The organism is Flagellimonas olearia, assembly GCF_004150225.1.
Classification (GTDB): domain Bacteria; phylum Bacteroidota; class Bacteroidia; order Flavobacteriales; family Flavobacteriaceae; genus Flagellimonas; species Flagellimonas olearia.
In genome coordinates, this window is record NZ_ML142907.1 from 168,878 (window position 1) to 193,646 (window position 24,769).

General features: G+C 45.0%; 19 protein-coding genes. 3 read left to right on the forward strand and 16 right to left on the reverse strand.

The features are described from left to right. Positions 1-363 precede the first annotated feature (363 nt). Positions 364-1,428 carry a putative metal-binding motif-containing protein gene (locus DN53_RS00770; protein WP_165357206.1) on the forward strand — a complete coding sequence of 355 codons (1,065 nt, stop codon included), beginning with the start codon at positions 364-366 and terminating at the stop codon, positions 1,426-1,428. 183 nt (positions 1,429-1,611) lie between these two features. Here DN53_RS00770 and DN53_RS00775 read toward each other — a convergent pair whose 3' ends face one another. The 11 genes from DN53_RS00775 to DN53_RS00825 form a co-directional block, all read right to left on the reverse strand. After that, positions 1,612-3,204 carry an NADP-dependent glyceraldehyde-3-phosphate dehydrogenase gene (locus tag DN53_RS00775; RefSeq protein ID WP_129652521.1) on the reverse strand — a complete coding sequence of 531 codons (1,593 nt, stop codon included), beginning with the start codon at positions 3,202-3,204 and terminating at the stop codon, positions 1,612-1,614. A gap of 147 nt (positions 3,205-3,351) precedes the next feature. After that, positions 3,352-4,617 carry a threonine ammonia-lyase IlvA gene (gene ilvA / locus DN53_RS00780; protein ID WP_129652522.1) on the reverse strand — a complete coding sequence of 422 codons (1,266 nt, stop codon included), beginning with the start codon at positions 4,615-4,617 and terminating at the stop codon, positions 3,352-3,354. A gap of 17 nt (positions 4,618-4,634) precedes the next feature. After that, the gene (gene ilvC / locus DN53_RS00785; protein WP_129652523.1) at positions 4,635-6,110 is read right to left on the reverse strand and encodes a ketol-acid reductoisomerase; all 1,476 of its coding nucleotides are present in this window, start codon (positions 6,108-6,110) and stop codon (positions 4,635-4,637) included. 22 nt (positions 6,111-6,132) lie between these two features. Continuing rightward, the gene (ilvN, locus tag DN53_RS00790; RefSeq protein WP_129652524.1) at positions 6,133-6,660 is read right to left on the reverse strand and encodes an acetolactate synthase small subunit; all 528 of its coding nucleotides are present in this window, start codon (positions 6,658-6,660) and stop codon (positions 6,133-6,135) included. A 2-nt stretch (positions 6,661-6,662) separates the two neighbouring features. Beyond that, a complete protein-coding gene (locus DN53_RS00795; protein WP_129652525.1) occupies positions 6,663-7,244 on the reverse strand; it encodes an O-methyltransferase in 582 nt (193 codons plus the stop codon). Positions 7,245-7,246: 2 nt separating this feature from the next. Continuing rightward, positions 7,247-8,980: a biosynthetic-type acetolactate synthase large subunit gene (gene ilvB, locus DN53_RS00800; RefSeq protein ID WP_129652526.1), complete on the reverse strand. Its 1,734-nt coding sequence runs from the start codon at positions 8,978-8,980 to the stop codon at positions 7,247-7,249. A 63-nt stretch (positions 8,981-9,043) separates the two neighbouring features. After that, positions 9,044-10,720 carry a dihydroxy-acid dehydratase gene (ilvD, locus tag DN53_RS00805; RefSeq protein WP_129652527.1) on the reverse strand — a complete coding sequence of 559 codons (1,677 nt, stop codon included), beginning with the start codon at positions 10,718-10,720 and terminating at the stop codon, positions 9,044-9,046. Positions 10,721-11,098: 378 nt separating this feature from the next. After that, complete coding sequence (locus DN53_RS00810; RefSeq protein ID WP_129652528.1) at positions 11,099-11,938, reverse strand: 5-oxoprolinase subunit C family protein; 840 nt, start codon at positions 11,936-11,938, stop codon at positions 11,099-11,101. Next, the gene (gene pxpB, locus DN53_RS00815) at positions 11,931-12,665 is read right to left on the reverse strand and encodes a 5-oxoprolinase subunit PxpB (protein WP_129652529.1); all 735 of its coding nucleotides are present in this window, start codon (positions 12,663-12,665) and stop codon (positions 11,931-11,933) included. Before pxpB ends, DN53_RS00810 begins: the two co-directional genes overlap by 8 nt. Further along, entirely contained in the window at positions 12,665-13,405 is a 741-nt protein-coding gene (gene pxpA / locus DN53_RS00820; RefSeq protein ID WP_129653326.1) for a 5-oxoprolinase subunit PxpA, read from the reverse strand. The genes pxpB and pxpA overlap by 1 nt, the downstream gene beginning before the upstream one ends. Then, entirely contained in the window at positions 13,405-14,601 is a 1,197-nt protein-coding gene (locus DN53_RS00825; RefSeq protein ID WP_129652530.1) for an Nramp family divalent metal transporter, read from the reverse strand. Before DN53_RS00825 ends, pxpA begins: the two co-directional genes overlap by 1 nt. A gap of 181 nt (positions 14,602-14,782) precedes the next feature. Here DN53_RS00825 and DN53_RS00830 point away from each other — a divergent pair, with 181 nt between their 5' ends. Then, positions 14,783-15,226, forward strand: coding sequence for a hypothetical protein (locus DN53_RS00830; RefSeq protein WP_116217812.1), 444 nt, complete (start codon positions 14,783-14,785; stop codon positions 15,224-15,226). Here DN53_RS00830 and DN53_RS00835 read toward each other — a convergent pair. After that, positions 15,223-15,633, reverse strand: a complete 411-nt coding sequence (locus DN53_RS00835; protein ID WP_129652531.1) for a hypothetical protein — start codon at positions 15,631-15,633, stop codon at positions 15,223-15,225. The genes DN53_RS00830 and DN53_RS00835 overlap by 4 nt on opposite strands. Before the next feature lie 259 nt (positions 15,634-15,892). Here DN53_RS00835 and DN53_RS00840 point away from each other — a divergent pair, with 259 nt between their 5' ends. Continuing rightward, a complete protein-coding gene (locus DN53_RS00840; RefSeq protein ID WP_129652532.1) occupies positions 15,893-17,323 on the forward strand; it encodes a M20 family peptidase in 1,431 nt (476 codons plus the stop codon). Positions 17,324-17,325: 2 nt separating this feature from the next. On the opposite strand, the gene DN53_RS00845 is transcribed toward DN53_RS00840, so the two are convergent. From DN53_RS00845 to tilS, 4 genes are all read right to left on the reverse strand, one after another. After that, complete coding sequence (locus tag DN53_RS00845) at positions 17,326-18,861, reverse strand: YifB family Mg chelatase-like AAA ATPase (RefSeq protein ID WP_129652533.1); 1,536 nt, start codon at positions 18,859-18,861, stop codon at positions 17,326-17,328. A 142-nt stretch (positions 18,862-19,003) separates the two neighbouring features. Then, complete coding sequence (locus tag DN53_RS00850; protein ID WP_129652534.1) at positions 19,004-21,397, reverse strand: penicillin acylase family protein; 2,394 nt, start codon at positions 21,395-21,397, stop codon at positions 19,004-19,006. A gap of 79 nt (positions 21,398-21,476) precedes the next feature. Next, on the reverse strand, positions 21,477-23,456 hold the full coding sequence (locus DN53_RS00855; protein WP_129652535.1) for a protein-disulfide reductase DsbD family protein: 1,980 nt from the start codon (positions 23,454-23,456) through the stop codon (positions 21,477-21,479). Then, entirely contained in the window at positions 23,453-24,760 is a 1,308-nt protein-coding gene (gene tilS, locus DN53_RS00860) for a tRNA lysidine(34) synthetase TilS (RefSeq protein ID WP_129652536.1), read from the reverse strand. The genes DN53_RS00855 and tilS overlap by 4 nt, the downstream gene beginning before the upstream one ends. Positions 24,761-24,769: the final 9 nt, after the last annotated feature.

Sequence of the window (24,769 nt, forward strand, 5' to 3'; positions counted from 1 at the left end):
CTTTATAAATATAATCTCCTGGTGTGACAAAAAAACACCTTGGAGGAATATCAAAGGAGATTTCTCGTCGTCCCGAAAACCGTCGGGACTCACTCGAAATGACATACACCCATTTGCAGTCATTTCGAACTGTCATCCTGAGCGCAGTCGAAGGGGAATGTGAGAAGTCTGCTGCTATTAATATAGTCCGTACTCAAAAAGTTGTTCACTTTGCCCTCCAGCAACTGCTCAATGGTCTCGTTGCTAATTTTACCCCGTCAACCCAAACCAAGCACACATCAACCCGAACAGGGCATCCGTCAATTCATCCGCCATATAAAGTAGGTTATGGTTTTCCTTTGGAAGAACAGTAAAAAATTCACAATGAAACATCCAAAACTCTTGGGCCCCATGGCCTTGGCCCTTTTCCTTGTCTTGAACAACTCTTGCGGCAAGGACGACCCCTGCAAGGAAACCACCTTTTATCTGGACAATGATGGGGATGGCGAAGGCGACTCCGCCAAACCCCAAATGGCCTGTGAAAAGCCGGACAAACATGTGGCCAATGCCAATGACCCTGATGACACCAATGCCAACATCTTTTCCAGTTGTACCAAAGTGACCTATTATTTGGATAATGACGGCGACACCTTTGGTAATCCCGACCAATCTATGGAGCTATGTGATGGGGTGACCGCTCCGGACAAGTATGTAACCGACAATACCGATTGCAACGACACCGACTCGGATATCCATCCTAGTGCTCAAGACACCCCTAATGATGGAGTGGATAGTGATTGTGATGGGACTTATGAAAGTATAATTTGGACAGGCCCCAACAAAGTATTCTCCAAAGACAAGAACGATGACTGGACCGACCCGCAATACCAAGATATGATCACCGAAAAAGTCACCTTTACCCGGCAGGACAACGACTATCTATTTAACCTTACTTGGTGGGAGGACAATATAGGCAATGCCCCTGTTCATGGGCAAGATGCTTCTGACTTGGCCTGGGAATTCTGGGGACCACCAGTCAATTCTGTGTCAAATATTACAGGACATAATCCAACCGGAGGCACCAAGGGCGTACGTTGGACCCTATTGGATATAGACACCCCGAATACGGCATCTTGGAACAATTTCCAGTTTTATGGCACCTTGGGGGACAACACCCATTTTTATAGCCTCAATAACATAGCAACCATGGCTCGTAACATGAATTATTCACCGCTCAATAACGTGACCGATATTATAAACGACTTTACCATAGAAGTGAATTCACAAAGTGAAAACCAACAGGCCCATATGGCAGAACTAGTAGGAAGAACCCTCGGAGTTTGGCTTGTTGAGGAAGATATTTATTTCACCCTTAAATTCACGGAATGGACCACAGCTGCCAATGGCGGTACCATTACCTATGAACGCTCCACGCCCATCACACTCTGATATAACTATAAAAAAACAGCAAAAGCCTTGGAAAAATTCCAAGGCTTTTTTTGTTAAACTTCATTGGAGATTTCTCGTCGTCCCGAAAACCATCGGGACTCACTCGAAATGACATACACCCATTTGCAGTCATTTCGAACTGTCATCCTGAGCGCAGTCGAAGGAGCTGTGAGAAATCTGTTGTTATAAAATATAATCCGTACTTAAAAAGTTGCTCACCTTGGCCTCCAACAACTGCTCAATGGTTTCGTTGTTCAAGTCGTTGTCCTTAAAGGCCACAAAAGTCCGTATGGAGAACGAACGCAGGGCATCGTGCACACTCAAGGTGGACTGTGCGGAATCCTTTCGTCCGGTAAACGGGTACACATCCGGGCCACGCTGGCAAGAACTGTTCAAGTTTACCCGGCAAACGAGGTTCGCCAAGGAATCAATAAGTGGTGAAAGGGTATACACATCTTTCCCGAACAGACTCACCTGTTGTCCATAATTGCTTTCCGCCATATCGTCCAAAGGTTCTTCAATATCCTTAAAGGATAGTACAGGGATGACGGGGCCAAATTGTTCCTCCTCATACACTCGCATATCTTTGGAAACCGGATACAATACCGCTGGCCAGATGTAATTATCAAAATGCTTTCCTCCTTTTTTGTTAAGGACTTTGGCTCCTTTGGTTTTGGCATCGTCCAACAGTTCTTGGATATAGGCTGGCTTTCCTGGTTCTGGTAATGGTGTAAGGCTCACCCCTTCATCCCATGGGTTCCCAAACTTGAGGGCATCCACTTTTTCGGAGAATCGTTTTAAGAATTCTTCCCTGATATCTTCGTGCACATAAACTACTTTGAGCGCAGTACACCGTTGCCCGTTAAAGGACAGGGTCCCGGCAATACATTCATTGATGGTAAGGTCCAAATCCGCATCGGGTAATACAATGGCTGGGTTTTTGGCTTCCAAGCCCAATACCAAACGTAATCTGTTGCTCTTGGGGTGTTGTTCCTGGAGCGCATTCGCCGATTTACTATTTCCAATAAGGGCCAATACATCCACCTTTCCGGTTTTCATAATGGGGGCGGCAACGGCCCTACCCCTGCCGAAAAGAATGTTCACCACGCCTTTGGGAAAACTGCTCTTAAAGGCCTCCAAAAGTGGTGTAATCAATAAAACCCCATGTTTTGCGGGTTTAAATATGGTGGTGTTTCCCATAATAATGGCAGGAATCAACAACGCGAAGGTCTCATTCAAGGGATAATTGTAAGGTCCCAAGCAGAGTACTACGCCTAAGGGTCCCCTGCGGATATGGGCATATACCCCACTGTTTTTTTCAAACTTGGCACTATCCCGATCCAACTGCTTATATTCCTCTATGGTGTCATAGATATACTCCACGGTACGATCAAATTCCTTGTAGGAATCCGGTTGTGACTTGCCAATTTCCCACATCAACAATTTTACGACCTCCTCGCGCTTTTGCTCCATCTTCTTGACAAAGGACTCCATACATTCAATACGGTCCTTTACCTTCATCGTGGGCCAAACCCCTTGTCCTTTGTCATATGCCACCAAGGCCGCATCCAAAGCCTCCATGGCCTCGGGTTCCCCCATATCCGGGATACTGCCCAAAGTAGTGGGGGCATATTCCTTGGTAGAGGAAATGGTGGAGACCACGGGAGTGGTATTTCCCTCCCATTTTCGCAATTCCCCATTGACCAAATAAGTCTTTTGGTGAATCTCTTGCTCGATTTGAAATGCTTCAGGTATGGTACTTTTTATTGCTGGCATATGTTGTTCTTTTATGCTATTAAAGTTCTATAAAACAGTCGTGTTTTCCTAACAAAGCTAACACAAAAAAGGCTTTGATTCGCTTTGTTTTCAAAGGTTTCGCATCGAAAACGATGGAGTAAATAAGCTGTGGTTATGCGGAGTGAATCATACTAAATACCGAAAAAGATCGGGCTTGTCATTCAGGTAGTCCCCAAAAAAGTTGTTGGCCTTCATGCGTTGGATCAAAGGCTCCAAATCTTCGGATGATTTAAGCTCTATACCCACTACTGCAGGTGCATTTTCCCTACTCGATTTTTTGGAGTATTCAAAGTGGGTAATATCATCATTGGGACCCAAGATATCGACCACAAATTCTTTCAATGCACCTGGACGCTGGGGAAACCTCACTATAAAATAGTGCTTTAAATTCGCGTACAACAACGCACGCTCCTTAATCTCTGCGGTGCGGGTAATATCATTGTTGCTTCCGCTGATGATGCAGACTACATTCTTGCCCTTGATCTCTTCCGCAAAATCATCCAATGCAGCTATGGTCAAAGCCCCTGCGGGCTCCACCACAATGGCATCCCGATTGTATAGGTCCAATATGGTCTGGCAGACTTTCCCTTCGGGAACGGTCATCATTTTGTGCAGATAGTCCCTGCAAATGGGAAAGGTCAATTGTCCCACTTTCTGGACAGCAGCGCCATCTATAAACTTATCGATCTGTTGCAACTCTACCAGCTCTCCGGCTTCAATGGCCTTTTTCATGGAAGGCGCCCCTTCGGGCTCCACGCCAATGATTTTGGTCTTGGGCGATAGCGCATTGAAGGTCGCACAAAGCCCGGAAGCCAATCCCCCGCCGCCAACGGCTGCAAACACATAATCAATGGGAGTATCAGTCTGTTGAAGTATTTCCAGTCCTACCGTAGCCTGCCCTTCAATGATTTTTTCATCATCAAAAGGGTGTACAAAGGTCTTACCTTCTTCGGCACAGAATAATTGGGCCGCTTTATTGGAGTCATCAAAGGTATCGCCTTCCAATACTACTTTGACCCAATCGCCGCCAAACATCTTGGTCTGGTCTATTTTTTGTTTTGGGGTGACCACGGGCATAAAAATCGTACCCTTGACCTGTAAATGACTACAGGCAAATGCCACGCCTTGGGCATGGTTGCCAGCACTGGCACAGACCACGCCTTTTTCCAGTTCTTCCTTGGAAAGCGAACTGATCTTATTGTAGGCACCGCGAATCTTATAGCTCCGAACACGGTGCAGGTCTTCCCTTTTGAATAAAATATTGGCCCCATAATTTTTGGAATACCGGATACTCTGCTGCAAAGGCGTCACTTCGGCCACTTGGGCAATGGTCTTCGCTGCTTGGTATATATCCGCTATTTGTGGAAAATAGGCATCCACAGTCTTCTTCATGAGGCCAATATCTGTATTTATCCAATAGGTTTCATAGCGGTCATGGAAGCACGCAAACGCGCTCCAACCACCTCCACGTCATGCTCACGGATGGCTTTGTTCACTGCGATCAACTTGATGTTGTCCACACCATTGTCCTTTCCTTCACCAAAGTGTTTCCCAATAATATCGGTTTCCACAGTTTTCATGAAGTCGGTCAACAAAGGCTTACAAGCATGATCGAACAAGTAGCAACCGTACTCTGCAGTATCGGAAATTACCCGGTTCATCTCGAACAATTTCTTTCTTGCGATAGTATTTGCAATCAGAGGAGTTTCGTGAAGTGACTCGTAATAAGCGGATTCCCCAATGATTCCAGACTCGGTCATGGTCTCATAGGCCAATTCAACCCCAGATTTTACAAAAGCGACCATCAATACACCATTGTCATAGTATGCTTGCTCGGAAATGGATACATCACCAGCTGGGGTCTTTTCAAAAGCGGTTTCTCCGGTAGCGGCACGCCAATCCAATAGGTTTTTATCGCCATTGTCCCAATCTTCCATCATGGTTTTGGAGAAATGACCACTCATAATATCGTCCATATGTTTTTGGAACAAGGGACGCATGATCACTTTCAACTCCTCGGCCAAATCAAAAGCTTTGATTTTGGCAGGATTGGACAAACGGTCCATCATATTGGTGATACCCCCTTGTTTCAATCCTTCGGTAATGGTTTCCCAACCGTATTGTATCAATTTGGAAGCATATCCGGCATCAACACCTTTCTCGATCATTTTATTGAACGAAAGGATGGATCCGGTCTGCAACAATCCACAAAGGATGGTCTGTTCTCCCATCAAATCCGATTTTACCTCGGCCACGAAAGAAGATTCCAAAACACCGGCCCTGTCACCACCTGTTCCGGCGGCATAGGCTTTGGCCTGCTCCAATCCCTTTCCTTCAGGATCGTTCTCTGGATGGACTGCAATTAGGGTAGGTACCCCAAAACCTCTCTTATATTCTTCGCGTACTTCAGAACCTGGACTCTTTGGAGCAACCATGATCACAGTGATGTCCTCACGCACCTGCATTCCTTCCTCAACAATGTTGAACCCGTGTGAATACGATAGCGTAGCACCTTTTTTCATCAAGGGCATTACCGCACCTACCACTTTGGAGTGTTGCTTGTCCGGAGTCAAATTGATGACCAAGTCAGCGGTAGGGATCAATTCCTCATAAGTTCCCACGGTGAAATTGTTCTCAGTGGCATTCTTGTATGACTGTCTTTGCTCCTTTATGGCCGCTTCGCGAAGCGTATAGGAAATATCAAGTCCAGAGTCACGCATGTTCAACCCTTGGTTCAACCCTTGGGCACCACAGCCCACTATTACAATTTTCTTGCCCTTAAGAGCGGTAACACCATCAGCGAACTCACTTGGGTCCATAAACCTACACTTTCCCAATTGGGTCAATTGTTCACGAAGTGATAGTGTGTTGAAGTAATTTGCCATTTTAACTATTTGATTTTGCTATTTATTGATTTTGAAATTCTGCTAAAATATTGGTGATCGGCATGGCCGCCTTACTCACGGCTATCCTGCCGGAGCGTACAAACTGCATGATCCCGTAAGGCTCCAATGCATCGTGCATCTCATCGATTTCATGACGACGCCCCGTCTTGGCCAAAACAAAGAAATCCCTGCTCACGGTAACAATCTGTGAATTGCTCTCTTTGATGATGTTCTGGATCTGTCTTTCATCAAACAACAAATGGGATGCCACCTTAAAAAGGGCCGATTCTTGGTAAATGGTTTCGTCATCCGTATGATAGTAGGCCTTGATGACCTCAATCTGTTTTTCTATTTGGTTGACGATTTTTCGCGCCCAATCTTCGGTGGAAAAAATCACGATTGTGAACTTGGAAACGTTCTCAATCTCTGATTTTGAAACATTTAAACTCTCAATATTAATGTGTCTCTTTAAGAATATCCCAGATATTCTATTGAGTAAACCCACATTGTTTTCGGAATACACCGATATGGTATACCATTGATTTTCCATGCTTATTTTATTTTAACCGCAACTATGAGTCCTGTGGACCAGTCCATTTTTGTAATTGTTATATCTTTTCTTTTTTCCAATAATTCAATCAGCTCGTTCGCCTTATCCTCATGCCCTGCCGGCCAATTGGGTTGCCTGCTCATATCGTCTATGACATAAAAGCCGCCCATCTTAAGTAAGGCCAGGGCATTCTCCAGATGACTGTATTTTCCAGGCCAAGCATCCGCAAAAATCAAATCGAACGAATCACCTTTATAAGATTCCAGCCAATCCCCACCTTCAGCGCAAACAAGCTCCAAGCGTGGTTCGTCTTGAAAAAAGGCCTTGGCAATCTGGATAAGTCCAGCTTCATTGTCCACACTGATGACATGGGAATCTTTGTCCATCCCCTGCACCATCCAAGCCAATGAAAGGCCAACTCCCGTACCCAATTCCAAGAAACTTCCATTGGATTTGGAGGCCACCAATGTCCTTAACAAGGAACCTACCCCCATATCCGAAGACATGGAAAAGCCCATTTCCTTGGATTTGGCAAGCAAAGCGGGATAGTTGACCGGTATATCCAAACTATTGGCCTGATCCATCTTTATTTCAATCTGATATCTGAAATGGAAGCCCCTGTTGGAACCATTGGGAACACATTGTCTTCCTTCTCTACCCGAACCTCCAAGAAATAAGGGTCTTTGGAAGCCATCATTTCCTCCACGGCATCCTTCAATTCCGAACGCTCCACTACCCTTCTTGACTTAATGTGATATCCTTCCGCGATTTTCACAAAATCAGGATTGGTCATAACGGTTGAGGCATATCTTCTTTCAAAGAAAAGTTCTTGCCATTGACGCACCATTCCCAAGTGATCATTGTTCAATACCACTATTTTCACGGGTAGATTATGCTGAAAGATAACCCCAAGTTCCTGAATGGTCATTTGGTACCCGCCATCACCAATGATAGCAACGACCTCGCGGTCCATAGCCCCCATCTTGGCGCCAATGGCTGCCGGAAGGGCAAATCCCATGGTGCCCAAACCACCTGAGGTGATATTACTTTTAGTCTGTTTGAACTTGGCATATCGACAAGCCATCATTTGATGCTGTCCCACGTCGGAAACAATGACCGCCTTGTGTCCGGAGGCCACATTGATCTGTTCCAAGACCTCACCCATGGTAAGTCCCGGCTTGGTGGGATGTATATCTTTCTGGATTACAGTATCAAATTCGATTTGACGCTTTTTTTCAAACTCGCCCAACCATTCCTTATGTTCATTTTTATTTACCAATGGGAGTAGCAACTCCAAAGTCTGTTTGGCATTGCCCAAAACAGCAACATCCACCTTCACATTTTTGTTGACTTCCGCAGGATCTATCTCAAAATGAATGATCTTGGCCTGCTTGGCATAGGTTTCCAAATTCCCGGTTACCCTATCATCAAAGCGCATCCCTATGGCAATGAGCAAATCGCACTCATTGGTAAGGACATTGGGGCCATAATTTCCATGCATACCCACCATACCCACGTTCAATGGATGGTCCGTATCCATGGCCGATAGTCCTAAAATGGTCCATGCCGCGGGAATTCCCGCTTTTTCAACCAAAGCCTTGAGCTGTTCTTCCGCTTCACCCAAAATCACCCCTTGTCCAAAAACAATATAGGGCTTTTTGGCATTGTTGATCAATTCCGCCGCCTTTTCAATAGCACTTACTTCGATATCCGGAGCAGGTTTATAACTTCTAACCCCTGTACATTTCTCGTATACAAAATCCAACTCGTCAAACTGGGCATTTTTGGTGATGTCCACCAAAACGGGGCCCGGCCTACCGGATTTGGCAATGTAGAATGCCTTGGCCATGATCTCAGGGATTTCTTCTGCTCTGGTAATCTGATAGTTCCATTTGGTAACAGGTGTTGAAATTCCAACAATGTCCGTTTCTTGGAAGGCATCGGAACCCAAGAGATGTCTTGCCACCTGTCCGGTGATGCACACCATAGGTGTGGAGTCTATTTGGGCATCGGCTATACCGGTCACCAAATTGGTGGCGCCAGGGCCTGACGTTGCCATGGCAACCCCAACCTTTCCGCTTACCCTCGCATACCCTTGCGCGGCGTGGGTAGCGCCTTGCTCATGCCTTGTAAGGATATGGGTAAGCTTATCCTGAAACTTGTACAGTTCATCATACACAGGCATGATGGCCCCACCAGGATACCCGTAAATAAGGTCTACCCCTTCGGCCAATAAGCAATGTATGATGGCCTCAGCACCTGTTATACGTATGGAGGTGCTTTTTTTGTTCTCTTTTTTTTGTGCTTTCAATGTTTCCATAAGCCTTTATTTTTGGAAATACATATCCTTCCCTCTATGGGCATTTATAGTGTTTGTTTATTTTTAAAATAAGTCGGTAACACATCCTTTAGAGGCAGATGAAACCGTTTTTGCGTATTTGTACAGGCTCCCTGATTTTATTTTCAGCTCAGGTTGCTTCCATGCTTTTCTTCGCTGTTCCAATTCTTCATCGGAAATATTGATGTTGATGGTATTGTTCACAGCATCGATAGTGATTTCATCCCCATCCTTCACCAAAGCGATACCTCCACCCACTTGAGCTTCCGGGGAAACATGACCTACCACAAAACCGTGGGATCCTCCCGAAAACCTTCCATCTGTGATCAAGGCAACATCCTTGCCCAAGCCTGCGCCCATAATGGCTGAGGTTGGTTTCAACATTTCGGGCATTCCCGGAGCTCCTTTAGGTCCTTCATAACGAATGACCACCACATCTCCTTTTTGGACTTTACCGGTGTGAATTCCTTCGTTAACGGCAGTTTCGCTGTCGAAAACACGAGCTGTCCCCGTAAATTCCAATCCTTCTTTACCGGTAATCTTGGCTACAGCACCTTCCGTGGCCAAATTTCCGTAAAGGATACGGATGTGCCCCGTTTCTTTGATGGGTTGGTCCAAAGGCCTGATAATATCCTGTCCTTCTTCCAAATCGGGCGCATCCAAAAGGTTTTCGGCCAATGTTTTTCCGGTCACGGTGATGCAATCGCCATGAAGCATTCCTTTCTTCAACATATATTTTAGTACCGCTGGAACACCGCCTACCTTGTGAAGATCTTCCATAAGATATTTTCCACTGGGTTTCAAATCTGCCAGCAGCGGGGTAGTTTCACTGATTCTTGTAATGTCTTCCAAAGTAAAGTCAACCTCTGCAGCATGGGCAATGGCCATAAAGTGCAATACGGCATTGGTAGAACCACCCAAAACGGTTACCAATCGGAACGCATTCTCCAAGGATTTTTTGGTAACAATATCCTTGGGCTTGAGGTCATTTTGCAATAGGTTGAGCAAAGCGGCTCCCGCAGCTTCGCAATCGGCACCTTTGCTTTGGTTCACTGCCGGGATTGAAGAGTTGAACGGCATGGACATTCCCATGGCCTCAATGGCCGACGCCATGGTGTTGGCTGTGTACATCCCTCCACACGCGCCGGCTCCCGGACATGCTTTGTGGATTACTTCCTTATATTCGGTTTCATCAATGGTTCCCGCCACTTTTTGGCCATAAGCCTCAAATGCGGAAATGATATCCAATTTTCTATTATTGTGGCATCCTGGCGCTATGGTTCCCCCATACACTAAGATAGAAGGTCTGTTCAAACGCAATTGGGCCATCAAGGCACCAGGCATGTTTTTATCACAGCCCACAACAGTCACCAAACCGTCATAACTCATGGCTTGGACCACAGTTTCCACGGAGTCCGCAATAATGTCCCTTGAAGGCAAGGAGTATCGCATCCCGGGGGTTCCGTTGGAGATACCGTCGCTCACCCCTATCGTATTGAAGATAAGTCCGACCATATTGGTAGACTGCACCCCTTTTTTCACTTCCAATGCCAAATCGTTCAAGTGCATGTTACAAGGGTTTCCCTCGTAGCCTGTACTTGCGATGCCTATAAGTGGTTTTTGTAAATCTTCGTCGGTCAACCCTATGGCGTGCAACATGGCTTGTGCAGCAGGAAGGGTTGGGTCTTGGGTCACATTTTTACTAAACTTGTTCAGTTCCATTGTCAAATTTCGTTCGAATCGAGAATTTTGTTGAATTTCTTTATGTTATTCAAAGATAGATGTTTAATAAACCCCATATTTTTAACAGTTTCGGGCTATCTAGGTCCATTTGAAATATTATCAACACAACTCTCTTAAAATCAATTATTTATACTTAAAAAAATCCAATATTCATTTATTTTTATAATACAAAAGAAAAAGGGCCTGCATCAATCTTGATACAGGCCCTTTTCATCAACAGCAAGTCTGTATCATTCCATGTTCGGAACAATAATGACGACACCGTTGACTAGAATATTTCTTTTCATGCCCCAATGTTACAAAAAAATACTTTTATGAAAGCCCCCTATCGATTAAAAAATAAAATATTTTATCCAATCATAGGAGTTTGAAGGATAGGGTATCCCCCAACTTCTTCTGGGCGAGTGTATTTATGGCAGCTTCCGATAGTTGCAATATCCGGGGGTAGCCTCCCGTAGTCTGACCATCTTTCATCAAAATGATCAAACGTCCGGCCGGCGTAAATTGGATGGTCCCCGGCAAGGTTCCCGAAGTGAGCATGGAATGCCCATGTCCCGGAATCAGTTCCTTAAGCTGATAGGCCATTCGATTATTTTCTTTGGACACCGTAAACGGTTTTGAAAAAATGGCCGCCAATTGTTGATCGGATAAAAGAGAAAATTCAGGTCCCTTGAACACGTCCAGTTCCTCACCCAGAAAATGGTCTTCTATCTTGACCTCGGAAATAATCGGCGCATAGGAATCGGTTTTTGTGTACGGAATCTCTTCCCCATCCTTGACATGTTTCTTTTTGGTGACCGGAATAAATTGGGAGCGGCTTCCTAACACTTTTGGGGTCTGAAACCCATCCTTAATGGCTAAATAGCCTCTAAATCCGTTTTCCAACCTACCGTAAGAGAGAATATCTCCTTTGGAAATCTGTACAACCTGATAATTCTCAATGGGCACATTGTTCAAGGTGGCAGAGATATGCGCTCCGGAAAGACAAATGGCCGTAGGCTCTTCAAACTGGAGTGTTGGGCCCTGCATGGTGATCTCAAGTACGGCCGCATTGGGGTCATTTTCCAACAACAGATTGGCTTTTTTTACGGAATCCACGTCCATGGCGCCGGAAATAGGCACTCCAATATCCCGGTGTCCAAACCGCCCCAAATCCTGTATGGTCATAAAAAAACCGGATTTCAACACTTTAAGCATTCAATACGGTTTTCTCTGGTTTGTAAATCCCCACTTCTCCCTCGATCTTGTGCAAGTCATACTCGGCCCTTGATATTTTTTGAAACTGAATTTTATCGCCCACCTTCACAAAACAGGGTTCCTCTGCTTTCGGATTGAACAATTCCACGGGGCAATTCCCTATGATGTTCCAACCACCCGGTGAATCTTGGGGATACACCCCGGTTTGTTTTCCTGCCAATCCCACAGAGCCTTTGGCGACTTGCAGACGAGGTTCCGCCCTTCTTGGGATTTCCAGGCCCGTTGGCAATCCTCCCAAATACATGAAACCTGGCAGGAAACCAATTCCATACACCACATATTGATGTGCCGTATGCTCCTGTATCAATTCATCGGGGGACAACTTCAAGGTTTGGGAAGCTTCTTCCAAATCAATACCGAATTCCAAATCATAACAGACCGGTATTCGCCATAAATATTGGATCCTTTTTGTTTTGGAGGCCGCTTGCCTTGAATGGCAGTCCAATACAAGATTCTTTATGGTCTCGAAGTCCAGATGTTCTTGGTTGCAGACCATGGTCAAGGAATTATAGGCAACGGACATCTCCCATCCGGGGAGTCCCAATTCCTTGAAAGCATCCATAAAATCAAGGATGTCCGCTAAAATAGACTCTTCCACTTGGTTGGGCCATTCCACTAGAATAGCGCGTTCTCCAAAGGGCTTAATGGTGATGGGGTAACTTTTCACTACTGTAATCGTACCTGATGGTTAGGCAATTCTCTCGAAAGATACATCAATATTTCCAATGCGGAAGCAGTATCGCCGTGTATGCATAAAGTTTGTGCCTCTATTCCTATCTTTTCTCCTGTTACAGCCAAAACCTTGCCTTCCGTTATTATGGAAACTACATGTTTCAAGACCTCCTCAGGGTTCTGGATAAGGGCATTGGGCTGTTTTCGTGAGACCAAACTTAAATCATTGTTATAGTTCCTATCCGCGAAAGCCTCGAACCAAATTTCAAAACCGCGTTGCTCCGCCTTTTTTGAAAAAACGGATCCAAACGGAGCATACAGCAATGCTTCCTTAGCATAAGGTGTGAGGGCATCCAAATAGATTTCAGCCAATGCTTTATCCTTTGCCGTTTGATTGTACAAAGCCCCATGGGCCTTAATGTGGTGTAGGTTGACCTGCTCTTCCTGCAAAACCTTCGTAAAGGTTTTTAACTGGTCTTTGATACTTTCCTGTAGCTCTTGGAGTGAAATATCCATGACCTCCCTACCAAAATTTGCCCTATCCGGGTAGGAAGGATGCGCTCCTACCTTAATATGATGCTGCTTGGCCAACTTTACAATGTGCCTCATGGTCTCCAAGTCCCCTGCATGTCCTCCGCAGGCAATGTTGCAGGAGCTAATGTAGGGGAAAAGTGCAGCTTCATTCCCCACTCCTTCGCCTACGTCGCAATTGATATCTATATGCCACTGCCCCATCACAACCATCCGATCACTTTAAAAATACTTTTCGCTCCTAAAAATATACTGAACCCCACTATGGCAATTCCAATGATATTTTGAATCCATGTGTTTTTGTAGGGTCCCATAACCGATTTGCGATTCACGATCCACAACAGCAGAATTGCCATGATGGGAAGCAGTATCCCATTGGCCATTTGTGCAAACTGTATCACCTGGATGAGCTGTATGTCGAACGACAAAAAGAATACCCCGCAAAAGAGTACAAAGCCCCATACCATTTTGAACCTTCTGTCCCGCATTCCCCCACTCCACCCAAAACAACTGCTGACCACAAATGCTGCGGCGAGTGCTGCGGTTATGGCCGAAGTGATCCCGGCAGCCAAAAGTCCGACAGCCATAAGGTATATGGCCATCTTGCCAAACAAGGGCTCCAAACCTTTGGCCATATCCAAGACATTGTTCACATCATCAATAGGCGCTGCCGAAGCCGTAACCAAGATAGCCAAGGACACCAGTCCACCCAATCCAATGGAGATGGCCGTATCCCATTTTACCGCTTTCAAGTCATTATCTGATTTCCATTTTTCCTTGACCAAAGAGGCATGGAGAAAAAGATTGTAGGGCACCACAGTGGTTCCCACCAAGGCAATAACGGTCAATAAACTCCCTTCGGGAGGTCTTGGAACGAACATGCCTTGTACAATATCCGAAATAGAAGGTTGGGTCAACAGGGCACAGATTACGAAACATACCCCCATGAGAGCGACCAAGCCTACAAAAATTCGTTCCAGAATCTTGTAATTGCTAAACCAGAGCAACACAAAAATGAACAAACCCACCAACAAAGGATAAAATGGCATTAGCTGTTGTTGTGGAAAAAGCTGCTCCAATCCCAAGGTGGCCCCACCAATGTTTCCCGCCTCATAGGCAGCGTTGCCAATAAGAATAGCGCCCAAGACCACAGCAATGACCAGTTTTTTCACCCAAGGGTTTTTGAGCTCCCCTCTTACCACATCCACCAGCCCGGTCTGTGTCACCACGCCTATTCTCCCTGCCATTCCCTGCAGTGCGATCGTAGCCAGAATGGATACCAACAAAGCCCAGATAAGGGCGTAACCAAACCGAACCCCTGCCAGCGTGCACATCGCTATGGTACCTGGTCCTACGAATGCAGCGGCGACCAAAACACCCGGACCTATTTTTTTGAACATAATAGAGATGGTTTCTTGGTCTTCAAAATAAGAGGATATCTGGAGAAATGTTGCATTTCATCCAAAAAAATGCATTTCGTCTAAAAGTGGGGTGTTTTACATCGACAATTTATACGATAATGGAAAAGCGAAAGTTATAATAATCCCAAATCATACATAGACCTAAACCGAACAAATACTTATGACATGTAAGGATTGCGCCAGAAGTATCGGACACGAACAATACAGGGAATCTTTTGATTCGCTAGGTGTTGAACTTTGCGAAAGACATACCAAACTCATTAAAAGGGTTATTTTAAACAACGACACCCCCCTTGAAGCCATACAACTTTTTTACGCATTGAAAGAAGCTGGCGCCAACCCCATGCTGGAATGGTGGGACGGCAAACGATCCGTGGACATTGCCATCTCCCGGGTAAAACTCAATATTGAAATTGACAAGGACTACAACATGATCACCCATGAACAGGCCATCAATGATCTTGAGGACGCCATGCATTCATTCAAAAACGGATTCACAACAGTAAGAATACCCCATTTGGCAGTAAAATATTACCTAACGGATACTGTGGATAACATCTTGGGCATCATTTCCGGACTGAAGGCAAACATCAGGGCCATTTAGTTGTAGAACTGCAACTTGTTGTCCAGTTTGGTTTCTTTGTATTCCAGAATATTGATCACAATGGGGTCTTCGCCTATGTTTTCCAAATCGTTCACATAGTTTTTTCCCCTATATTCAAAATATTCGGTATCCTCGGCATCCAGTTTTATCATGTCTATCTTTCCGTTTCCATAACGGGTCAAGGCCAGTCCCCCTGTGGTACATACCCAACCATAGTTGGTATTGTGTTTTCTAAACGGAATACGTTCCCTTGGGGCGAGACGTAATTCCCATAGTTTTACACTTTCATTTTCAAACACCAATCGATCACTTAGCGATTGTGTTATTTCTTGATGCAGCAACTCATCTATCTTCTCCTGTTCCCACGGGTCAAAATTCCCAGCAGGATTCAATTCAACACATTGCATTCCTTCAAAATTTAAAAAACCCTGCAAAAATACACCTTAATCAACTCATAAACAGATTAATACAAGATATTTAACGTATAATTTGCGTAATCCCCTGTTTAAGATCAATCTATTGTCAAAATGATGAAATACCGAATCCATTTTTAGGATTTTTCAAATAAAACAGCTTCTACCTCCTTGACTTACAATTTTTTATCTAATTTGTAACAGGGCAAATCAATTGCTTTAAAATTTCAGATAACCAACCTCTATATCCCTAATGAAAAAATTACTTTTAGCACTTCTTGCCATTGTCTTGGTAATTGTTGCCGTTTTGATCACCAACACACTATCACTGACCTCTAAGCAAGTAGACCCCGAAACACTCGTTTCGATGGACTTTTCCGAGAATGCCTATAACCGACTTTCCAAGGCCGTCCAGTTCAAGACCATTTCCTACAATGAAGAGACCCTACCCGATTCCACGGCCTTTAATGGATTCCATGATTTTTTACGTGAAACTTTTCCATTGTTGCACCAAAACCTAACCTTGGAAAAAATCAACGACTATAGCCTGCTTTATAAATGGACAGGTTCGGACCCGAACCAACAGCCTATTATTTTACTATCGCACCAAGATGTGGTACCCGTGGACCAACCTACCCTAGTCAATTGGGAGGCCGGCCCATTTGATGGAACCATAACGGACACACATATTATAGGAAGAGGGACCATGGACGATAAAAGTTCTCTAATGGCACTGATGGAATCCGTGGAACAATTACTGAAAGAACCTTTTATTCCTACCCAGACCATTTATCTTGCTTTTGGCCATGATGAAGAATTGGGTGGCGAAAACGGGGCCAAGAATATTGCATCTTACCTGAAAGAAAAAGGAGTCCATGCAGCCATGACCCTTGACGAAGGGGGCTTTTTGGCAGAAAATATGGTGCCCGGTTTTGACAAGACGGTTGCCATGATAAATTTAGCGGAAAAGGGATATGCTTCTTTCCATTTAATTGTGGAAACCAAAGGAGGGCATAGCTCGGCCCCGCCAGAACACAACACAATCGGTATGCTTGCTCAGGCTATTGTGGACCTCGAAAACAATCAACTACCATATAAATTGGTAAAGCCGTTGGATTATCAGTTTGAATATATGGGAGCGGAAATGTCTTTTTTCAAAAAAATGGCCTTTGCCAACCCATGGCTGTTCAAAGGGTCTGTTCTAAAGGCTTTAAATGCCCATACCACTACGGCCCCAACCATCATTGAAGGCGGGGTCAAGGACAACGTAATCCCTACCGTGGCCAAAGCCACCATCAATTTTAGAATATTACCCGGAGAAACCGTTGAGTCCGTAAAAGCACATGTTCAAGAAACCGTTGGGGATAAGATCAAAGTAGAATTGGCTGGATTTGCCACCAACCCATCCCCAGTGTCGGGAATTGATTCCGATGCATTCAAAAATCTTGAAACCACCATACGCTCTGTGTTTCCGGAAGTAGTGGTTGTTCCGGGTTTGATCGGCGGTGGAACAGATGCCCGTTATTATTATGATGTTTCGGACGAAGTGTACCGTTTTTATCCCATTCGCATTGCTCCTGAAAGTTATACCCGTTTTCATGGTATCGATGAGAAAATCAGCAAAGAGAATTACAAAGAAATGGTACAGTTCAGTTATCATCTGATTCAACGTTTCAACAAGTAACCTTAACCCAACCAACCTTCCCGGTCCAAGCTTCTGTATTGAATGGCTTCGGATATGTGGGATTCCTGTATACTTTCGGTATTGTCCAAATCCGCTATGGTTCGGGCCACTTTCAAAATCCTATCATAGGCACGTGCCGATAGGTTCAACCGTTTCATGGCATTTTTCAGCAATTCTTTTGATGCATCCCCAAGTACACAGAATTTTGCAATCTGTTTGGTTCCCATTTGGGCATTATAATGCAGATTCCCCATTTCCATAAACCTCCCATTCTGTATTTTTCTGGCTTCCATCACCCGTTTTCTGACCGTACTACTATCTTCCCCTTTTCTATTTTCCGACAATTTCTCAAAAGGAACCGGTGTCACTTCTATATGAATATCGATCCTATCCAACAAGGGACCGGAAATTCTGCCCAAATACCGTTGCATCTCCGCCGGGGACGAGGTCACTGGGGCGTCCGGATCATTAAAGTACCCACCGGGGCTGGGGTTCATACTGGCCACCAACATAAAACTACTGGGGTAAGTAACCGTATACTGGGCCCTGGCAATGGTCACCTCCCTGTCCTCCATGGGTTGCCGCATTACTTCCAACACCCTGCGTTCAAATTCGGGGAGTTCATCCAAAAAAAGGACTCCGTTATGTGCCAATGAGATTTCACCCGGCTGAGGATAACTTCCGCCACCCACCAAGGCCGCACTGCTAATGGTGTGGTGTGGACTTCTAAACGGTCGCTGCCCCATGAGTCCCTGGTTTCTCACTTTACCTACTACACTATGGATTTTTGTGGTTTCCAAAGCTTCGTTCAAAGTCATGGGGGGCAGTATGGAAGGAAGGCGCTTGGCCAACATGGTCTTTCCTGCACCTGGCGGTCCGATCAAAATGATATTGTGCCCACCTGCCGCCGCTATCTCCATGCAGCGTTTTATACTTTCCTGTCCCTTTACATCTGAAAAATCGAACGCAGGATCGTCCATATGTTTGTAAAACTCCTTTTGGGTGTCTACAAGTGTCTGTTTCAATGGAACTCCAGCATCAAAATAATCGATGACCTCCTTGATGTTACCAACACCAAATACTTTTAATCCGCTGACCACGGCGGCTTCCGCAGCATTCTCTTTGGGGAGTATAAATCCTGCATACCCTTCTTCCTGGGCCTTTATGGCAATCGGAAGGGCCCCTTTGATCGGTTGAAGGCCACCATCCAACGAAAGTTCCCCCATGATCAAATATTCCTCGATACCGTTTGACTTGATCTGATCGGAAGCCGCCAATATTCCCAACGCCAAGGTAAGATCATAGGCAGACCCCTCTTTTCGCATATCGGCAGGAGCCATATTAATGGTGATTTTCTTTCCGGGAATCTTATAGCCTATATTTTGCAGTGCCGCGGCTATTCGATAATTACTCTCCTTGATGGCATTGTCTGGAAGGCCCACCAAATGGTAGCCCACGCCTTTATCTATATTTACTTCAACTGTGATGGTGGTGGCCTCAATACCGAAAACGGCACTTCCGTAAACTTTTATGAGCATTTGGGACTTTTCGGATTAAATGAGCCCAAAAAGTAAGAGATTTCAACCAACCCTATGCTCCCGTTTGACGGATACCGGGTTTTGAGTTGATGTAACCCCATCCCGAACCAACGGATGGGTGAAGGGGTATTGTTTTTTTCGGTTATTCCTTGTTGAAAATAAGAACGGACTCTGCCGTATTTTCAATTTCTTGTTGGTTCATCATCATTTTTCGGAACTTTCCTTGCACATACATCTCCGCTTGGTCCTTGTAATGTTTGCTGAACGGATTCCCAGATTGTCCTGTGGGTAAGATACTGATGCTGTTCTCCACATCCGAAAAGTCTATGATGCGTCGGGTCGAAGGTCCTGAGTTGACCTTATAAAGCCCGGTACTGTCATAGGGAAATCCCATGTTATTGATGACCTCACGGCTTCCTTCCACAGGAAACGGCCCAACATTGAAGTACTTTCGTAACGATTCCACTTGCCCAATGGGGTGCGGATGTTCCACGGTATGTACTTTATCCCACGTCCATTGGCTTGGGTCCGGACCAAAGTCCTCGACCAAGGAAGTCCATGCATCAGCAAAAGATTTTAATACAATGTCCCTGCGGGTTTCCACCATATCCTTGGTATGCACATTGTCCCACCATTTGCCTTCGGCCATATTGGCTCCCCAAGCAATCTGTCGTTTAAAAAGGTGGGTGGCCAAAAACTTATTGAACAACTCTGTGCCCATCTCATCTTCCATAGTATTTTTTACCATAAAGTATTCGCAGCGATGATACAAGGTAGGGCTTGTACTGTTCAAGGAATAATGGCCATTCCAGTTTTTGAGTGAGTCTACTTGCACCAACTGTTCATTGGTGAGTGTGGTGACATCGAACATCTTAATGAGTTCCGTAATCAAGGACGGATTGACAGATGAGGTCACATCCAATATCATCTCCGATGCGGATTCCTTATCCCAGTCGTTTTTTGGCTCCAATAGCTCAACGATACGTTTGGCCCTATTCTCAGGCAAATAATATCCCGGATAGACCATTCCTGCAATGGAATCGGGTTGATTATTGGCCGAATACACATAATGCCAAGGCGGATTCACAGCACTTGGGTTCTCCGAAAAATCCAAATAGCGCAAAGGTTCTTCTTTTCCTGAAGCTCCATCAAGAATAAATTTAGTGGACAGGCTATCCGGCATTTGATATAGTTTGGCCGTGGCCCACCAAGCCACATTGCCTTGGGCATCCCCATACATTATATTGAGACCGGGAGCGTGTATCTTGGGAAGGGCACTTTTAAACTCTTCGATGTTGGTCGCATGACTGATTCCATGTAAGGCATCCATGACCTCATTTTTGGGTTTCGTGAAGATCCAAGACATGGAAACAGGAGTTTCTTGTGAAATTTGGTCGGCAATACCGTTCAAGACCGGACCGTGGTGTGTGTTTTTATAGGTAAAGGAGACATCTTCCCCGTCTTTTACTTTGATGGTCTTGGTTACATATTCAAAGTCCTTCCACCCTGATGCGACCTTATATTTTGTGCTGTCAGATGGATGCATTTCCTCATAATAAAAATCAATATCATCATTTTCGAACATGGTCATACCATAGGCCAAGTTCCGATCATGGGCCAACAGCGGGAATGGCACACCGGCCAAATGGTAGCCATATTTTTCGTAGTTGGGCGTGCTCACATGCGCCTCGTACCATACAGAGGGCTGTGCAAAACCAATATGCGGGTCATTGGCGAAAATCACCTTACCACTTTTTGTCTTCTCGGGGGCTATTACCCAACTGTTACTTCCAATAAACTGGGGTATGGGCAATTTTTCAAGGGCTTGGGCCACACTATTCGTGATATCCACTCCCAAAGAGTCCATGGATACTTTGGGATAGTTTTTGATCCATACCGTGGACGTGTCCGAGTCAATCGCCAAATCATTGAGGTATTCCGCACCTAGCTTGTCCCTTAAACTGCTCAACAGTGGGTCTGTTTTATGGGCCATGGCAAAACTAAAGGCCATATACCCCACGGCATCATACACATCTTCCAAAACAAAAGGTTCCTTTTCCAATCCGGTAAGGTAGAACTCTACAGGGGTGGGGCCCTTCTTTATAAACTCATTGATTCCATCCAGATAGGCTCTTGAAAGTACCACCATGTCACTATTCATGTCGAGATTGGCCACCGTTTGGGCCGAATAGTCATCAATCCCCAAGGAGAGAAAGAACTTGTCCGTCTTTACCAAATCGGGTCCGAAAACCTCGGAAAGTCTTCCTTTGGCCACCCTACGCAACAATTCCATTTGCCAAAGCCGGTCCTGGGCATGCACATATCCCAAGGCCTTGATGGCATCAACCTCATTCTCCGCATAGATATGGGGAATTCCGTAGGTATCATAAAACACATTTACCGTGCTTTCCAATCCCGGTAAGGTCTTTTCTCCTGAATAATCTGGTTTAAGGGTGTTGACAAAAATCAGTGCTCCTGCAATTATGAGCACTAGCAAAACTGCCAAAGCCCAGAGTACCTTTTTTATCCTTTTCATGGAATTTTGGTTAAGTTGATTAACATTCTAAGGTAAGTTTATTTTCTTGAATGCATTAAAAATCAACACAAAATAAATGTTACTTGTTCATGGAAAGCTGATGCTTTTCCAGACCGGACCTGAGCCATTTTTCATAGGTCTCCACATCCACATACTGGACGGCATCATTCAGGATTTCCAAATCTGGGGAAAGCAGCACATAATACGGTTGCGAAGCCGCATTGAAATTGATGGTCTGGAACGTACCCCATTTTTGCCCTACGGTTTCTATAGCCTTTATTCGACCACTATCATACTGAAAATCAAATTTTTCTGCATCCGGGAGTTCCTTTCTATCATCCACATAAAGGGATATGAGAATATATTCATCTTTCAATATGGGATAAACACTGGCATCACTCCACACATTTTCTTCCATTTTTCTGCAGTTCACGCAGGCCCAACCTGTAAAATCGAGCAAAATAGGTTTGTTCACCTCTTTGGCATACGTAACACCTTCCTCAAAATCCTTGAAGCAATCCAATCCCAATGGGCAATCGCTCTCGGTTTCAACCACGCTGTAAAAGCTAGGGGGCGGAAATCCACTCAACAGTTTCAACGGGGTCACATTGAATATCCCCAGCACCAAATACACCGAGAATGCCAATCCTGCAATCCCAAAAAACTTTCGGGTCGCGGAAAGCTTTTGTTTGGGCCCGTCGTGCGGAAAGCGGAGCAACCCAAAAAGGTAGAGGGTCATCAACACAAAAAGTACAATCCAAATGCCCAAGAAGATTTCACGCTTGAAGATGCCCCAATTGCCCACCAAATCTGCATTGGACAGGAATTTGAAGGCCAAGGCGAGTTCCAGGAAGCCCAACACCACTTTTACGGTGGTCATCCATCCGCCAGATCTGGGGAGGGAATTCAACCAAGCGGGGAATAGGGCAAAAAGTGCAAAGGGCAATGCCAACGCCAAGCCAAAGCCCACCATCCCAATGGTAAGGTTGGTAGCCACATCACCTTCCGCCAAAGTGGTACTTCCCAAGAGGCCGCCCAAAATGGGACCCGTACAGGAAAAGGAGACAATGGCCAAGGTCAGGGCCATAAAGAATATGCCCAAGCCGCCTCCTACTTTGGATGAGGCCGAATCCATCTTATTGGCCCATGAACTGGGCAAGGTGAGTTCGTAATATCCAAAGAACGAAAAGGCAAAGACCACAAAAATGATAAAGAATGCCACGTTAAGCCAGATATTGGTGGCTATGGTGTTCAGTATTTGTGAATCCACCGAATTGAACAGGTGAAAGGGCAAACTCAGCAAGAAATAGATCAAAACAATGAAAAAGCCATAGAGTATGGCATTGGCCACTCCTTTGGACTTTTGTTGCGATTGCTTGGTGAAAAACGACACCGTCAATGGGATCATGGGAAAAACGCAGGGTGTGAGCAAGGCGATAAGCCCTCCCAAAAAACCCAGACCAAAAATCACCCATAGGTTGGATTTTCCTTCGGAACTCCCAAGACCGTCTTGGTTCAACAATGCTTTGTTCTTTAAATCCAAACGCAGAGATTTTCCAAGGGCAATACTGCGCCCGTCCAGTTCCTTTTGCACATCGGTAAATGCATTGCCATCCAAGGAAATTTGGAACAATTCATCTTTGGGGATACAGACCTCCTTGCAGATTTGGTAAAAGAGATTCACGGTGATTTGCCGTACTTCTGGATTGAGCAGTTTGATTTTTTGGGTAAAAATGGCCTCCTTCTTGAAAAAGGTTTCTTCCACTTCAAAAATATCGCTGTATTCATGGATGGTCTCACTTTCCGTGGTCTCACCAACCAATTCGTAGTCCTCTCCTGCTTTCTCAAAGGTAAATTCACTGGGGAGTGACCCTCCTTCGGCCGTGTATTGGGAATACACATGCCACCCGTCCATGATGACACCCTTAAAGACCAGTTCGTACTCCGTGTCCGACAGTTTGTTCACTTGATGGCTCCAAAGAGCAGGGTTGGCATCCGTTTGCGCAGAACTATGCAGGTTGGCAAACAAAAATCCGAATACGAGCAAAAAATACTTCATGAAACCAGTGTGATCTTTAAAATTTCCTTGGTCGAATCCTCAACCTTAAACCGTTCATCCGCTCTTCGTCCCACTACCCAAACAATGGCGTCATCTGAACACAACAGCCATTGCTTTTCCTTGGAAATGACATCCACTTTTTCATCCTTGAAGAACTTGGACAGCTTTTTCTTCCCTTTCATTCCGTAGGGATAAAAATAGTCGCCTTTTTCCCAATTCCTTAATTGTAACGGGAAGTTTAACTTTTCCTTATCCAAATAGATGACATTTCGCCCCGTATTTTCAACCTTTTTAACGTTTTGAAACCTAATGTTGATGGGGATTTCCAGTTCCTTGACATTATCTAAAATCCAAAATACTTCCTCCGGTCCGGTTTCGATTGGCGATAAAATCAAATGGGTACGGTCCTTTACCAGTCTATGGGTTTTGGACAGCACCTCCTTGCCGCTCATGGCGTGCAACAAGCCTTCCACATCATTCCATTCCGTAAAGCCATACGCTTGGAAGAGTTCGTATAGATACCCAGCTGCGGGTTTCAGTTCTTGCAGCTTTTCCACGCTTATTCTGATGGTATCTCCATCACTTTCAAACAGTCTTGCCCTGATTTCCTCCATGTGATGACGCACCAAGGATTGGGTTTGCTCCAAATGGGCTTGGGTCCGCATGAAGTTTTTCAAAAAGGTAGGATGCAGTGTTTTAAGTTGGGGCACAATATCCAATCGGATTTTATTGCGAAGGTATTTGCTTTCCGAATTGCTGCTATCTTCCCGCCATTCCAGATTATTGTCTTTCGCATAGGACAAAATTTCCTGTCTTGAGAAATTCAACAAGGGTCGAATTACTTTTTCATTTTGGACAGGAATCCCTGAAAGTCCCTCAATGCCCGTTCCGCGGGATAGATTGATCAAGAAAGTCTCTAAATCGTCATCGGCATGGTGGGCCGTCATGATATAATTAAACTCCCCAGAGCCCAAAAGCTCATTGAACCATTGGTAGCGCAACTCCCTTGCCGCCATTTGAATGGAGCCTCTATGGGCTTCCGCATATTTCTCCGTGTCAAACGATTGGACCATCACCCCAATACCCAATTCATAGGAAAGATTCTTAACAAAAGCCTCATCCCCATCGCTTTCATCCCCCCTTAATTGAAAGTTGCAATGGGCCAAGGTCACCTTTAAGTCCGCAGCAACGCATAAATGGGCCAATACCACACTGTCCACTCCCCCACTACAGGCCACCAAAAGGGATTTTTCCTTTAGGAAAGGAAGATTGGTATCAATATGTTCCGAAAATGGTTTCAGCATGCCACAAAA

What these genes read in the sequence shown, in the direction of transcription:
- DN53_RS00795 (WP_129652525.1), bottom strand. Translation starts at nt 7,244, where the DNA reads ATGGATCAGGCCAATAGTTTGGATATACCGGTCAACTATCCCGCTTTG.
- DN53_RS00810 (WP_129652528.1), bottom strand. Translation starts at nt 11,938, where the DNA reads ATGCTTAAAGTGTTGAAATCCGGTTTTTTTATGACCATACAGGATTTG.
- DN53_RS00845 (WP_129652533.1), bottom strand. Translation starts at nt 18,861, where the DNA reads ATGCTCATAAAAGTTTACGGAAGTGCCGTTTTCGGTATTGAGGCCACC.
- DN53_RS00770 (WP_165357206.1), top strand. Translation starts at nt 364, where the DNA reads ATGAAACATCCAAAACTCTTGGGCCCCATGGCCTTGGCCCTTTTCCTT.
- DN53_RS00835 (WP_129652531.1), bottom strand. Translation starts at nt 15,633, where the DNA reads ATGCAATGTGTTGAATTGAATCCTGCTGGGAATTTTGACCCGTGGGAA.
- ilvA (WP_129652522.1), bottom strand. Translation starts at nt 4,617, where the DNA reads ATGAAGAAGACTGTGGATGCCTATTTTCCACAAATAGCGGATATATAC.
- DN53_RS00850 (WP_129652534.1), bottom strand. Translation starts at nt 21,397, where the DNA reads ATGAAAAGGATAAAAAAGGTACTCTGGGCTTTGGCAGTTTTGCTAGTG.
- ilvD (WP_129652527.1), bottom strand. Translation starts at nt 10,720, where the DNA reads ATGGAACTGAACAAGTTTAGTAAAAATGTGACCCAAGACCCAACCCTT.
- DN53_RS00840 (WP_129652532.1), top strand. Translation starts at nt 15,893, where the DNA reads ATGAAAAAATTACTTTTAGCACTTCTTGCCATTGTCTTGGTAATTGTT.
- ilvB (WP_129652526.1), bottom strand. Translation starts at nt 8,980, where the DNA reads ATGGAAACATTGAAAGCACAAAAAAAAGAGAACAAAAAAAGCACCTCC.
- pxpA (WP_129653326.1), bottom strand. Translation starts at nt 13,405, where the DNA reads ATGGGGCAGTGGCATATAGATATCAATTGCGACGTAGGCGAAGGAGTG.
- DN53_RS00855 (WP_129652535.1), bottom strand. Translation starts at nt 23,456, where the DNA reads ATGAAGTATTTTTTGCTCGTATTCGGATTTTTGTTTGCCAACCTGCAT.
- tilS (WP_129652536.1), bottom strand. Translation starts at nt 24,760, where the DNA reads ATGCTGAAACCATTTTCGGAACATATTGATACCAATCTTCCTTTCCTA.
- ilvC (WP_129652523.1), bottom strand. Translation starts at nt 6,110, where the DNA reads ATGGCAAATTACTTCAACACACTATCACTTCGTGAACAATTGACCCAA.
- DN53_RS00830 (WP_116217812.1), top strand. Translation starts at nt 14,783, where the DNA reads ATGACATGTAAGGATTGCGCCAGAAGTATCGGACACGAACAATACAGG.
- ilvN (WP_129652524.1), bottom strand. Translation starts at nt 6,660, where the DNA reads ATGGAAAATCAATGGTATACCATATCGGTGTATTCCGAAAACAATGTG.
- DN53_RS00775 (WP_129652521.1), bottom strand. Translation starts at nt 3,204, where the DNA reads ATGCCAGCAATAAAAAGTACCATACCTGAAGCATTTCAAATCGAGCAA.
- DN53_RS00825 (WP_129652530.1), bottom strand. Translation starts at nt 14,601, where the DNA reads ATGTTCAAAAAAATAGGTCCGGGTGTTTTGGTCGCCGCTGCATTCGTA.